Genomic DNA, 13,244 nt, shown 5'->3' with positions numbered 1-13,244 from the left:
ACAATTCTCGGAGACTAGGATTAGGCCGCTCGCTCGCCAAGGAAAAGCGCAAAAACGCGATTCAGCCCCCATTGCACAACATTGGCGCGGCTGTAGCGGGTGGCTTTTGACAACTGACAGGTTTATGTCTGTTGCTGAGAGTGCCCTTGGAACACAACAATCGAATCAGGAGAAATGTAATGACTGACATTCAAATGATTGAAATTGTTGAGGTCTCCAGAATGGCTAAACTTTGATGGCGCACGGACGCAAAAGCACAGGCTCACAGCGCAGCGAACGCCTGTTCAGCCTCATCCAGATCCTGCGTGACGGAGAACTCCACACTGCGCGTGAACTCGCCGCACAGGTCAACGTTTCTGAGCGCACCATCTGGCGCGACATGGCGACCCTCAAAGCCTCTGGCGTCCCTGTCGAAGGCGAGCGCGGCGTCGGCTATACGATCACCGCACCAATCACCCTGCCGCCATTGAATCTGACCATGGGAGAATTGGAAGCTTTACACCTCGCCGTGGCCATTCTGGGCGAAGCCTCCGATCCGGACCTGGCAAACAGTGCGCAAAGTCTCGCTGCCAAAATCGACGCCGCTCTGCCCGAGAACACCGGCCCCGCCGCAGCAGAATGGGGCCATGCGCTTCATCTTTTTGCCTTTGCGGATGTGCAGACCGGCTTCAGACATATCCCCCTTTTGCGTCAGGCGGTGCGGGAAAAGAAAATTCTGCGCATCACCTATGCCGCGCTTTCAGCCGAGCCTTCAGGCAAAACTAGCCCCCGCCTCGTGCGCCCCCTACAGCTCGAATACTGGGGCCGCGTCTGGACCATGGGCGCATGGTGCGAAGAATGCAGTGCTTTTCAGACCTTGCGTGTGGACCGGATTGAACACGTCATTGATACAGGCGCACAGTTCAAGGATGAGCCTGGGAAAACCTTGAAAGACTTCATAGCATTTCAAAACACCTCTCACGTCCCGATGTGAGTATTTTTACCATCAGAAAACCGGATGCATCCCGACTGCCGGTACATAGCGCAGTGACGTCTCCGAAAGGGTTTCAGGCCACACGAGTCGGGACGGCTTTCCGATGGGCGGCCATCGGCGCTCCCGCCTGTACCGCGTGACACATGTTAGAACACGAGTTTTAACAAAGCGTAATCATCGGCGCTTTCTGATGGCAAAATACTCAAACGCGGTCCGAGGAGGCAGAACCGTCTTTGACCGGAAAGACGAAACACCGGTCCCGGCGCAGCATCAGCCACATCGGTGTGCCGGGTTTCGGCAAAAAGACCGAAGGCACCGTGGCTTTGAGCACAGAGCCGTCAAATTCCATCTTGAATTCCACAAGGCTCTCGCGCCCCATGAACCGTGCCCGTTGAACAACGGCGCGCGCGGGGGTGCCGTCTTGCGGCGTCGGATTGGGGCCGCGCCCGTGCCGGTCGAAATCAATGCGCAGATGTTGCGGACGGATCACGATGTCCACTTCCGCCCCGTCCGGTTGACCGGGACAGAGGAACTTGCCAAACGGAGTGGTCACCGAAAGGTCTTGCACCTTACCCCGTATCACATTGATATCGCTGAAAAATGCAGCTGCTTTCCGGTCGACCGGGGCGTTGTAGATATTATAGGGTGCGCCTTGCTGAACGATCCTGCCATCTCGCATCAACGCAATCTCATCGGCCATGCGCATGGCTTCGTGCGGCTCATGGGTCACCAGAAGCACGGCGGTGTTTTCCGACTTCAGCACATCCAGTGTACTGTCGCGAATATCGTCCTTGAGCCGCTCGTCGAGACCCGAGAATGGCTCGTCCATCAACATAATCGACGGGCGCGGAGCCAAGGCGCGGGCAAGCGCGATCCTCTGTTGTTCGCCGCCGGACAATTCATGGGGATACTTGTCAACGGCAGACAGAAGTCCGACCTTATCCAACAGTTCCTCGACACGCGCGCGTTTGTCGGATTTGTGACCGTTCAAGCCAAAGGCCACATTCTCTGCGACGCTCAAATGTGGGAAAAGTGCAAAATCCTGAAACATCATTCCGATGGAACGCTGCTCGGGCGGAACGCGGAAAACGGTATCGCAGACCAGTTCCCCGTCAACATAGATCTCGCCCTCGTCCTGCATGTCGACGCCCGCAATGATGCGCAGCGTTGTGGACTTGCCACAACCGGACGGTCCCAGAAGGCAGGTCACCTGCCCCGGCATCACTTTGAGCGAGACGTCCGAGACGACTTCGCGTCCCTGAAAGCGACGGCGGATGTTGCGGATTTCTAGGCGGGGATCAGTCACAGGCGGGGCTTTATCTGATGGAAACTCTCAAGTTGCCTATCAGGCCCGCGCCGCTATCGCAACTCTCGACGGTCTGCCAGGATGCGCTTGACCCGAACACCGCGCCATGCGAGCCGAAGCCGGAGCATGGCGCGGGTCAAATATTCACATCGTGGTATTCGTCGCACCGCCATCCAGAAGGATGTTCTGCCCGACCATGAAACCCGCAAATTGCGAACACATGAAAGCACAGGTCGCCCCGAATTCCTCAATCGTCCCGTAGCGGCCAGCCGGAATGGCGGCGGATTTCTCGGCACGCACCTCATCGAAACTCCTGCCGGAGGCCTCTGCCGCAGCACTGTCGAGGGAGACTGTGCGGTTTGTAGCGTGAAGCCCGGGCAGAAGATTGTTCATGATCACACCTTTCGGCGCAACCTGACGTGCTGTGCCGGCGACATAGCCGGTCAGTCCGGCGCGGGCGGAATTCGACAGGCCCAGCACAGCGATGGGGGCCTTCACCGAGACAGAGGTGATATTGACCACCCGCCCCCAGCCGCGCTCCATCATGCCCGGCACCAGCGCCTTGATCAGAGCGATGGGGGTCAACATGTTTGCGTCAAGCGCCTTGATGAAATCCTCGCGCTCCCAGTCTGTCCACTGTCCCGGCGGCGGGCCACCTGCGTTGTTCACCAGAATATCCACCTCGCCAGCCGCCTTCAGCAAAGCCGCACGCCCGTCCTCGGAGGTCACATCAGCGGCGACTGTCTCCACGGAAACCCCGAATTCCTCGCGGATTTTCTGTGCTTCGACCTCAAGCGCATCCTTGCCGCGGGCGTTCATGACCAGATCGACACCCGCCTCGGCCAAAGCCCGTGCGCAGCCCAGCCCCAAACCTTTCGAAGAGGCACAAACCAGTGCCTTTTTCCCTTTGATCCCCAGATCCATTCCAATCTCCTTTGCAGTCATCAGCGCGTTCCACACAAACTATGTGCGTTTTGCATTAAATAACACCAGTTCCGCCCAAATCACGCCATTGTTTCGCGGCACAATAGAAATGTTAAAGATCAAAGCCCTGTGGATCGAGGTTGCGAGGCGTCTCTATGTACAATATTCGCAAGATACGGCATATTCACCGTCCAGATAATCACCACTTGATCCAGCCGGCGCAGCGCATCATTTTCAACAGGATATCGAGCCTCTCAGGCATCCGGAGCACATCATGAACAGGAAGGACAGCAGCTTGGTCACGCCACAGCAACCAGAAGGTCAATCCAGCCTGCCGGTGCAAAGTCTTGTTGTGTATCGCGGTCAGGATTTTCGGGTGACCAACGGAGTGAACCTCGGCGACGGGTTGTCTTATGCTGCCGAGATGGAACTGGCCGACAATTATCAGCTGCGCAAATCCGCCGGTCGTGGACGGCTGTCAGTGCTGATCGACAACGACTCACTGAGCGTTGCGGACAACACCGAACTCGGAGGGGTGAGCCACACGCTTCACCTCGATTGCGTTGCGACCTTTATGGCCGGTTCCGGTGTAACCGTCGAGCTTCTGGTGCTGGTGGAAACCGATGAGGACGGGCTGGTGGAAGCCACTTACTTTTTGCCCTTCGCGCCGCTCAAACCCGATGTCGAATATGCGCTGGTCAAGATTGACAAGGACACCGCACACACCCGTCTGGCGGATGTAGCCAGTGTCGCCTTCACTCGCGGCACACGGATCACCATGTCCAACGGGATGCAAAAACCGATTGAGGAGCTTTCCGTCGGCGACCGTGTTCTGACCCGCGACCATGGCCCCAAGGAAATCCGGTGGATCGGGGCGCAAACGGTGCGCGCCACCGGTGCCTTTGCTCCGATCGTGATCAAGAAAGGCGCCCTGAACAACGCCAATGATCTGGTCCTCTCGCCGCATCACCGGATTTTCATCTACCAACGCCGCGATGCCGTGCGTGCCGGTCGCGCCGAAGTTCTGGTCAAGGCACGGCTTTTGGTGAACGGGCAAAATGTCATTCAAACCGAAGGGGGATTTGTGGACTATTTCCAGATCCTCTTTGACAGTCATGAGATCATCTATGCCGAAGGTATCGCCGCCGAGAGCATGTTTGTGGACGGGCGGGTGAAGCCCTTCCTCCCGTCCGACATCCGTGCGCGGCTCTCCCCCGAGCATAGCGCCGATGAGGCCCCGCGAGCTTTCGAGCTGCGCGACGGGATGCTGGAACCTTCTGTGGCGGCCGATGTACTGCGCGCCGCGTCGGGAAGCTGAGTATTTCCGGCACAAAGGAAACATCCGTCAGGACAGGACCGCACCCGAAACGCGAGCCATTGTGTTTCCTGCATATTCGCCCATTGCCCGCTCCCGCGCCCGCGCGTATATGAACGGCCATGTTGGATCGCTCGCATAACGCCCCCGAATTGCCGCCGGAGATTGCCCGTCGCCGGACCTTTGCCATCATCTCGCACCCGGACGCCGGTAAGACGACGTTGACGGAGAAGTTCCTGCTGTATGGTGGCGCGATCCAGATGGCCGGTCAGGTGCGTGCCAAGGGTGAAGCGCGGCGCACGCGGTCGGACTTTATGCAGATGGAGAAAGACCGCGGGATTTCCGTGTCGGCCTCGGCCATGTCTTTTGACTTTCACAACTACCGTTTCAATCTGGTGGACACCCCCGGTCACTCGGATTTCTCCGAAGACACCTATCGCACACTCACGGCAGTGGATGCGGCGATCATGGTGATTGACGGAGCGAAAGGTGTGGAAAGCCAGACGCAGAAGCTTTTCGAAGTCTGCCGTATGCGCGACCTTCCGATCCTGACGTTTTGTAACAAGATGGACCGGGAAAGCCGAGACACACTTGATATTATTGACGAAATTCAAGAAAATCTCGCCATTGATGTAACACCGGCCTCTTGGCCTATTGGTGTCGGACGGGACTTTCTCGGCTGCTATGACGTTTTGAACGACCGCCTCGAATTGATGGATCGCGCCGACCGCAACAAGGTGGCCGAGAGCATCAAGATCGAAGGGCTGGACGATCCTAAACTCGCGGAACATGTGCCGGAACACCTGCTGGAACAGCTCAAGGAAGGGTTGGAAATGGCGCGTGAACTTCTACCGCCGTTTGACCGGCAAGCCTTTCTCGACGGCACGTTGACGCCGATCTGGTTCGGCTCCGCGATCAACTCCTTCGGCGTGCAGGAACTCATGGACGGGATGGCAAAATACGGACCCGAGCCGCAACCGCAAAAGGCCACACCCCGCCCGATCAGCCCCGAAGAAAAGAAGGTCATGGGCTATGTGTTCAAGGTGCAGGCCAACATGGACCCGAAACACCGCGACCGTGTGGCCTTTGTGCGTCTGGCCGCCGGACATTTCAAACGCGGGATGAAACTGACTCATGTGCGTTCGAAAAAGCCGATGTCGATTTCGAATCCCGTGCTGTTTCTGGCCTCTGATCGTGAATTGGCCGAAGAGGCTTGGGCCGGTGACATCATCGGAATTCCGAACCACGGGCAGTTGAGGATCGGGGATACACTGACTGAAGGCGAGGATATTCGCGTGACCGGTATCCCCTCCTTTGCGCCGGAGCTTTTGCAAGGCGTGCGCGCGGGCGATCCGATGAAGGCCAAGCACCTTGAAAAAGCCCTTATGCAATTCGCCGAGGAAGGAGCCGCAAAGGTTTTCAAGCCCGCGATTGGCTCCGGCTTTATCGTCGGCGTTGTAGGAGCGCTCCAGTTCGAGGTTCTGGCCAGCCGGATCGAATTGGAATACGGGCTGCCTGTTCGATTTGATGCGTCTCAATTCACATCTGCGCGCTGGGTGACAGGTCCAAGGTTGGAATTGGACAAGTTTATCAACGCCAACAAACAGCATATTTCCTATGATCACGACGGCGATCCGGTGTTTTTGACCCGCCTGCAATGGGACATCGACCGAATCGAGCGCGATTATCCGGAACTGACTCTCTCCGCGACAAAAGAGATGATGGTGTAACGCCACTCATCCCTTCGTGCGAGTTTTTGCCGATCTGACAAATGGGGGATTCCCATATGCTGTCAGGTCGGTTACCGTCCCCGCGGAATGCAACTAACCACAGGTTTTGTCTCATGAGCCCCGTCAGCCGTCTCGCCCTTACCGCAGGACTTTCCGCCACCGCAACTTCCGCCTTTGCGGATGCACCGGGTTGGGACCTTCTGAAAGGGATCACGATTGACGAAGTGGTCACGGAAACCTCCTATGAGGTGAAAAAGGGCTTCCCCGACCGTCTGAAAAACGGTGTTCAGGGCATGGAGTTGACGGGCTATGCCGTGCCGCTCACACCGGGATCAGAGATTCGCGAGTTGATGCTCGTCTCCGACATGGGTCTGTGCCCGTTCTGCGGGAGTGCAGATCACGGCGCCTCTGTTCAGGTCAATCTCGACACACCTCTGGTTGGCCTTGAAGAAGGCACCCGCGTCACGCTTCGCGGCGATATGATGCCTGTTCATGATCCGGAAACATGGCAAGCCGCCATTCTGGAAAATGCGGTGCTTGTCAGCGGCTGAGCCGCCACTACAGCCAAAGATCACGCTTCCCTTTGCCTTTCCTTGACCTTTTACGCCAACAGGCGTAAAAGACGCGCCAAAGACGTCTCGGCAATATGGCCGGACGGGCCGCGTGGAATTTGCGGCCGTTTTTACAGCCGCACATCGCGAAAGGCACAGTTTGACCAAGTTCTCCGATCTAAATCTCGCTCCCAAAGTTCTCAAAGCCATTGAGGATGCGGGCTACGAAAGCCCGACCCCTATTCAGGCCGGCGCCATCCCGCCCGCTCTTGAAGGCAAAGACGTGCTCGGCATCGCGCAAACAGGGACCGGCAAGACCGCCTCTTTCGTTCTGCCGATGATCACCATGCTGGGCCGGGGCCGCGCACGCGCACGGATGCCGCGCTCTCTGGTGCTCTGCCCGACGCGCGAACTCGCCGCACAGGTTGCCGAGAATTTCGACCAATACACCAAATACATGAAGCTCACCAAAGCGCTGCTCATCGGTGGCGTGAGCTTTAAAGAGCAGGATTCGCTGATCGACAAAGGCGTCGATGTCCTGATCGCGACACCGGGCCGTCTTCTTGATCATTTCGAACGTGGCAAGCTGATCCTCTCTGACGTCAAGGTCATGGTGGTGGACGAAGCCGACCGGATGCTCGACATGGGGTTCATCCCCGATATCGAACGTATTTTCGGCCTCACGCCTTTCACCCGCCAGACCCTGTTTTTCTCGGCCACGATGGCACCGGAGATCGAACGGATCACCAACACCTTCCTCTCCGCCCCTGCGCGGATCGAGGTGGCCCGTCAGGCGACATCCGGCGAGAATATCGAACAGCATGTGGTGATGTTCAAAGGCTCCCGCCGCGACCGTGCCGCCAGCGAAAAACGCAAACTTCTGCGCGCTTTGATCGACGCGGAAGGCGAAAAGCTGCAAAACGGAATCATCTTCTGCAACCGCAAGACGGATGTGGATATCGTCGCGAAATCCCTCAACAAATACGGCTATCAAGCCTCTCCGATCCACGGCGATCTGGAGCAGAGCCAACGGAATGCCACGCTTGAGAAATTCCGCAACGGCGAGCTTAAAATCCTTGTGGCTTCAGATGTGGCCGCACGCGGGCTGGACGTGCCCTCTGTGACCCATGTGTTCAACTTCGACGTGCCCGGCCATGCCGAAGACTATGTGCACCGGATTGGCCGGACAGGGCGCGCAGGCCGCGACGGCAAGGCGATCATGATTTGCGAACCGCGTGACGAAAAGAATTTCGCCGATGTCGAAGCGCTCATCGCCAAAGAAATTTCACGGCTTGAAAACCCGCTCGGGACACCGACCGAAGATGCGCCGGAGCAGGAAGAAGTGAAGGCCGAAAAGCCGAAGCGTAGCCGGTCGCGCAAGCGTAAGTCCGACAAGGTTGACGAGGTGAAACCCGTCGAGACCAAGGAAGAGCCGCGTCAGGTCGCCGCCGAGCCGGAGGCTCCGAAAGAAGCCGCTCCGGAACGCCAGAGCGCCCCTGCCCCGTCCGAACCGAAGCCGCGCCGTGGTGGCCGTGGTCGCAGGGAGGATGACAACAAGGTCGTCGGTCTAGGCGATCACCTGCCCTCTTTCATTGCACTGAGTTTTGAGGAGCGTCAGGCGGGCTGATCCCCCTGACAGCCCTCTTCCAGACATTGAAAAACCCGCGCCAAAAGCGCGGGTTTTATTTTGAGTATTTTCGGCAACAAAGGAAACGGGATAGTTGTCTCGAACCTTGGCTGAGTAACCGATGCGGGAGAGTGAAACCCCTCCCCCGCATTAAGTCTAAAATGCTTTATTAATGGTGCTGATCAGCTCGACAGTCGCGAGATGATGATTTGCACTTCCGGTTTCTTGCCGACTTCCTCTTGTGTCGTGCGACGGATGATCCGGCGCATTTCCTCTTCGAGTTTATCGTCATCCCCGAGCGTCTTGGGCTTGGCGCGCATAAGGAACTGATTCACGTCTTCTTCAAGCACCTCGTTCAGAGGTGCGCGCGACAGGCCGGTTTCCGGCAGACCACGCAGCTCGCACCAGCAATCGCCCAAGGGTTCGTCGTCCTCGACGATCACCGTCGCCACCACAAGACCGTTCAGGGCCATGCGAATACGGTCGCGCACGATACCGTCCATCGCGCCAATCTGGATCTTGCCATCGAGATAGGTGCGGCCTGTCTCGACATATTCCACCACGCGCGGCGTTGCTGCGGAGAGGTCCACGCCAACACCATTGGGCGCGACGATGGCCTTGAACCCGTTGGATTCGGCCAGTTTCGCATGTTCGCGCAGGTGACGGTGCTCCCCGTGCATGGGCACGACGACTTGCGGCTTCACAATCTCATGCATCATCGCCAGATCGGGGCGGTTCGCGTGGCCGGAGACGTGAATATCGTCACGACCGGAGATCGTCTCGACCCCCATTTCCGAGAAAGCGTTCAGGATACGACCGACAGAGACCTCGTTGCCCGGAATGGTTTTAGAGGAAAAGATCAGCGTATCGCCCTCGGTCATTTTCAGGCCAAGATATTTGCCCCGCGACAACTGTGCCGTGGCCGCGCGATGTTCGCCTTGCGAGCCTGTCGTCAGAAGCATCAGGTTCTCGCGCGGAATATCACCGGCGTTTTCGGGCGACACGGTTTTCGGGAAATCGGAAATGATCCCCGTCTCGATCGCGGCGGTGATCATGCGGCGCATGGCACGGCCCAGAAGCACGACCGAACGGCCCGCTTTGGATCCGGCATCTGCCAGCGTTTTGACCCGTGCAATGTTGGAGGCGAAAGTGGTCGCAGCCACCATCCCGTCGAGAGACGCGATGAGATTGCTCAGGGGTTCAATAACATCCGCTTCCGAGCGCCCCGGATTGGGGGAGAAAACATTGGTCGAATCGCAGACCAGAGCTTTCACACCGTCTTTCGCGATATCCTCGAACAAGGCGCGATCAAAGGGTTCGCCCACCACGGGGTTTTCATCTGTCTTGAAGTCGCCGCTATGGATCACACGCCCTGCGGGGCTGTCGATCACAAGTGCCGAGGACTCCGGAATGGAGTGGGAGATCGGAACGAAACCCACTGTGAAAGGGCCGACTTTGATCTGTTCGGGCCATGCGGAGACCGTCTTGATCTGCAATTCGTCATGGCCGTGTTCTTCGAATTTCAAACGCGCCAGATGCGCGGTGAAGGCGCGGGCATAGATCGGAGCCTGAAGGCGCGGCCAGAGATGGCCAACAGCGCCGACATGGTCCTCATGCGCGTGGGTGATAAAGATGCCGTCGATCCGGTCCTTGCGCTCTTCGAGCCAAGCCACATCGGCGAAAATCAGATCGACGCCGGGCGTGCCGTCCATCGAGGGGAAAGTTACGCCCAGATCGACCACGATATAGCGTTCGTTGCCAGCGGGACCGTAGCCGTAAACATAGCAGTTCATGCCGATTTCGCCGGCGCCGCCAAGGGGTAGATAGAGAAGTCTGTCGCTCATAGGGTGCCCTGATCCTTATTATATTGGTGAATGACCACGAGGCCGTGAATGGTCAGGAATTCGTCAAATGCGTCAAAGAGTTTGTGACCCTGATTGAACAAAGGCGCAAGCCCTCCGGTCGCGATCACGCGCATCGGGCGGCCATATTCGTCTTTGATCCGGTTGCAGGTCTCGCGCACAAGACCAGTATAGCCCCAAAACACACCGGATTGCATACAGGCCACTGTATTTGTGCCGATCACCTTCTGCGGCATGGTCACATCCACATGCGGAAGGGCGGCTGCAGCGTGGTGCAGGCTTTCAAGAGAGGTGTTGACCCCGGGAGAGATCACACCGCCCACATAGGCCCCGTCTTCGGCCACCACGTCGAATGTGGTCGCCGTGCCGAAATCCACTACGATGAGATCTCCGCCATAGAGATCGAATGCGCCTGCGGAATTCACCAGACGGTCAGGCCCCACAGTGGTGCCCTCATCGACACGCGCCATATGCGGCAAAAGGCATTCCGGTTTGCCGACCACCAAGGGGCGACAATCGAAATAACGGTTGGCGAGCACGCGCAGGTTGAAGACCACGCGCGGCACGGTCGAGGAGATAACCACTTCAGTGATATCCGCCTCGATCTTCTGGAAGTTCATCAGCGTCGACAGCCAGACGTAATACTGGTCGGCCGTGCGTTGATGCTCCGTCGAGGTGCGCCATGTGGCGATGAAATCCGACCCGTTCCAGATGGAAAAGACGGTGTTGGTATTGCCTGCATCGATACAGAGAAGCATCAGAAATAGACCTCTGCGGCTGGAATGGAGAGTTTGCCTTTCGGCGTCGCAAGAACAAGATTGCCGAAGGCATCCACGGTTTCGAATATGCCGTGATGGGTCTCGCGTATGGTGCGGGCGCGGATTTCTGTGCCTAGACGCGCGGCGCGGGAGAGCCATGCCTCACGGACCGGACCAAAGCCGAAGTTCGTGAACTGCGCTTCCCAATGGGCATAGGCGGGGGCAAGCTGGTCCAGAAATTCCTCCGGCTCGACCAATGCGCCGGTCTCATGGGCCAGCGAGACAGGCGGCAGCGCGCCCTCTTCGACCATAGAGACGGGAGGCGCTTCGGCCAGATTGACGCCGATCCCGATAGACAGATGCGCAGGGCCACGTTCCAAAAGGATGCCCGCGACCTTGCCACCGTTGAGAAGCACATCATTGGGCCACTTGAGAGCGAACGGGTCCGAGCGGCCCGTCACCGCGACGAAAGCATCATAAAGCGCCAACGCGGAGACAAAACTGCGCAGCGCGATGATCTCCGGACGTTCCTGCGGAAACATCAGCAGCGTGGCGGCAAAGTTGCCTTTGGGCATCGTCCATGCCCGTCCGCGTCGCCCGTGGCCTGCGGTTTGCACCTGTGCGAGAATCCATTGCGGAAATGCGCAAGAGGCCGCTACGCGTGCGGCCTCCGACATAGTGCTGTCCACGGTGGGGAGGACGGTCCGCCCTACCCCCTCGGGCCATATATGGCGACTATCGGGCATATATGTCGGTCACTTGACCAGAGCATCCGCCGCCAAGGCCGCCATGCCCTCGACCCCGAACATGTTGACGATCCCGACCAGCATGATCAGCGCGGACACCGTCAACAAGGCAAAGGCCACCGGACTTGTCACCTTGTCGAGCGGATCGGTCTCTGTGCCGAAATACATATAGTAAACGATGCGCAGGTAATAGAACGCCCCGATCACGGAGGCGATCACACCGAAGACAGCGAGGTAAACCAGCCCCGCGCCCCAAGCGGCCTGAAGCACGGCCAGTTTTCCGAAGAAGCCGAGCATCGGCGGCACACCGGCGAGCGAGAACATCAGGACCAAAACGGCCAGAGCCTTTGTCGGGGAATTGCGCCAGTAGAGGTTCAGCGAGGCAATGTCGGTGACCGGTTTGCCATCGCGTTCCATAGTCATGATGAAGGCGAATGTGCCGATGTTCATCGTGACATAGATCGCCATGTAGATCAGAGCGGATTGCACGCCTTGCGCATTCCCTGCGGCCAGCCCCATGAGCGCGAAGCCCATATGGGAGATCGAGGAATAAGCCATGAGGCGTTTGATGTTTTTCTGACCGATACCGGCAATCGCTCCCAAGAACATGGAGGCCACGGCGATCACAGCGAGCACCTGTTGCCAGTCGCCAACGATACCGCCGAAAGCATCATGCAGCACGCGGGCGAAGAGGCCCATAGCGGCGAGTTTCGGCGCAGTGGCAAAGAACGCGGTCGTGGGCGTGGGCGAGCCTTCATAGACATCTGGCGTCCACATGTGGAACGGCACGGCGGAGACTTTGAACGCCAGCCCTGTCATCACGAAGACGAGGCCGAAGAGCACACCCACCGGCGCGCCATCATGCACAACGGAGATGATGCCCGCAAAAGCCGTCGTGCCCGCAAACCCGTAGACCAGCGATGCACCGTAGAGCAAAAGCCCCGAGGACAGGGAGCCCAGAACGAAATATTTGAGACCCGCTTCGGTGGATTTCACACTGTCGCGGCGGAAGGAGGCAATAACGTAGAGCGCCAGCGACATCAGCTCCAGCCCCATATAAAGCGCCATGAGGTCGCCTGCGGAAACCATCACCATCATGCCGATCGTGGAGAAGAGCACGAGGATCGGATATTCGAACTTGGCAAAACCGCGCTTCTCAAGGAAGTCGTAGGACATCACAAGTACAGCCGCGCCCGCGAGCAGAACGCCCACCTTGCCGAACCGCGAAAACGCATCGTCGATGAACATGCCGCCAAAAGCAGTATGCGCCCCTTCGCCACCCAGCCCGATCATCAAGGCGATGACAACAAAGACCGCAGCGGTGACCCATGTGATGAGCCCTGCGAGCTTGTCCTTGCCGGTGTAGACAGCAAACAAGAGCGCCGCCATGCCATAGATGGCGAGGAGAACTTCCGGCAGGACGATGGAAAAGTCAGTAGAGGTCATATCCCC

General features: G+C 58.1%; 11 protein-coding genes. 5 read left to right on the top strand and 6 right to left on the bottom strand.

The window, feature by feature from the left end:
- Positions 1-235 precede the first annotated feature (235 nt).
- Entirely contained in the window at positions 236-973 is a 738-nt protein-coding gene (locus BM152_RS01475; RefSeq protein ID WP_066603565.1) for a helix-turn-helix transcriptional regulator, read from the top strand.
- 202 nt (positions 974-1,175) lie between these two features.
- On the opposite strand, the gene BM152_RS01470 is transcribed toward BM152_RS01475, so the two are convergent.
- Positions 1,176-2,279 (bottom strand): ABC transporter ATP-binding protein, encoded by a 1,104-nt coding sequence (locus BM152_RS01470; protein WP_066603564.1) that lies wholly within the window; start codon positions 2,277-2,279, stop codon positions 1,176-1,178.
- Positions 2,280-2,423: 144 nt separating this feature from the next.
- Positions 2,424-3,203 carry an SDR family oxidoreductase gene (locus BM152_RS01465; RefSeq protein WP_066603562.1) on the bottom strand — a complete coding sequence of 260 codons (780 nt, stop codon included), beginning with the start codon at positions 3,201-3,203 and terminating at the stop codon, positions 2,424-2,426.
- A 274-nt stretch (positions 3,204-3,477) separates the two neighbouring features.
- Between BM152_RS01465 and BM152_RS01460 the strand changes: the two genes are divergently transcribed.
- From BM152_RS01460 to BM152_RS01445, 4 genes are all read left to right on the top strand, one after another.
- Positions 3,478-4,521, top strand: coding sequence for a Hint domain-containing protein (locus BM152_RS01460; protein WP_082715362.1), 1,044 nt, complete (start codon positions 3,478-3,480; stop codon positions 4,519-4,521).
- Positions 4,522-4,640: 119 nt separating this feature from the next.
- Positions 4,641-6,248, top strand: coding sequence for a peptide chain release factor 3 (locus tag BM152_RS01455; protein WP_066603560.1), 1,608 nt, complete (start codon positions 4,641-4,643; stop codon positions 6,246-6,248).
- Positions 6,249-6,361: 113 nt separating this feature from the next.
- Positions 6,362-6,799: a hypothetical protein gene (locus BM152_RS01450; protein ID WP_066603558.1), complete on the top strand. Its 438-nt coding sequence runs from the start codon at positions 6,362-6,364 to the stop codon at positions 6,797-6,799.
- A 160-nt stretch (positions 6,800-6,959) separates the two neighbouring features.
- On the top strand, positions 6,960-8,426 hold the full coding sequence (locus BM152_RS01445) for a DEAD/DEAH box helicase (protein ID WP_066603760.1): 1,467 nt from the start codon (positions 6,960-6,962) through the stop codon (positions 8,424-8,426).
- 182 nt (positions 8,427-8,608) lie between these two features.
- On the opposite strand, the gene BM152_RS01440 is transcribed toward BM152_RS01445, so the two are convergent.
- From BM152_RS01440 to nuoN, 4 genes are read right to left on the bottom strand one after another with little or no spacing between them, the layout of a single operon-like run.
- A complete protein-coding gene (locus tag BM152_RS01440; RefSeq protein ID WP_066603556.1) occupies positions 8,609-10,270 on the bottom strand; it encodes a ribonuclease J in 1,662 nt (553 codons plus the stop codon).
- Positions 10,267-11,046: a type III pantothenate kinase gene (locus BM152_RS01435; protein WP_066603552.1), complete on the bottom strand. Its 780-nt coding sequence runs from the start codon at positions 11,044-11,046 to the stop codon at positions 10,267-10,269. The genes BM152_RS01440 and BM152_RS01435 overlap by 4 nt, the downstream gene beginning before the upstream one ends.
- Entirely contained in the window at positions 11,046-11,792 is a 747-nt protein-coding gene (locus BM152_RS01430; protein ID WP_066603549.1) for a biotin--[acetyl-CoA-carboxylase] ligase, read from the bottom strand. Before BM152_RS01430 ends, BM152_RS01435 begins: the two co-directional genes overlap by 1 nt.
- Before the next feature lie 9 nt (positions 11,793-11,801).
- Positions 11,802-13,238, bottom strand: a complete 1,437-nt coding sequence (gene nuoN / locus BM152_RS01425) for an NADH-quinone oxidoreductase subunit NuoN (protein WP_066603547.1) — start codon at positions 13,236-13,238, stop codon at positions 11,802-11,804.
- Positions 13,239-13,244 lie beyond the last annotated feature (6 nt).

Source organism: Celeribacter halophilus, from assembly GCF_900114135.1.
Classification (GTDB): domain Bacteria; phylum Pseudomonadota; class Alphaproteobacteria; order Rhodobacterales; family Rhodobacteraceae; genus Celeribacter; species Celeribacter halophilus.
Note: the sequence above shows the minus strand (reverse complement) of the source record. Positions and strands in the feature narration are given on the sequence as shown.

Coding starts and splice junctions, on each gene's coding strand:
- BM152_RS01475 (WP_066603565.1), top strand. CDS start 236: ATGGCGCACGGACGCAAAAGCACAGGCTCACAGCGCAGCGAACGCCTG.
- BM152_RS01465 (WP_066603562.1), bottom strand. CDS start 3,203: ATGGATCTGGGGATCAAAGGGAAAAAGGCACTGGTTTGTGCCTCTTCG.
- BM152_RS01460 (WP_082715362.1), top strand. CDS start 3,478: ATGAACAGGAAGGACAGCAGCTTGGTCACGCCACAGCAACCAGAAGGT.
- BM152_RS01455 (WP_066603560.1), top strand. CDS start 4,641: ATGTTGGATCGCTCGCATAACGCCCCCGAATTGCCGCCGGAGATTGCC.
- BM152_RS01450 (WP_066603558.1), top strand. CDS start 6,362: ATGAGCCCCGTCAGCCGTCTCGCCCTTACCGCAGGACTTTCCGCCACC.
- BM152_RS01440 (WP_066603556.1), bottom strand. CDS start 10,270: ATGAGCGACAGACTTCTCTATCTACCCCTTGGCGGCGCCGGCGAAATC.
- BM152_RS01435 (WP_066603552.1), bottom strand. CDS start 11,046: ATGCTTCTCTGTATCGATGCAGGCAATACCAACACCGTCTTTTCCATC.
- BM152_RS01430 (WP_066603549.1), bottom strand. CDS start 11,792: ATGCCCGATAGTCGCCATATATGGCCCGAGGGGGTAGGGCGGACCGTC.
- nuoN (WP_066603547.1), bottom strand. CDS start 13,238: ATGACCTCTACTGACTTTTCCATCGTCCTGCCGGAAGTTCTCCTCGCC.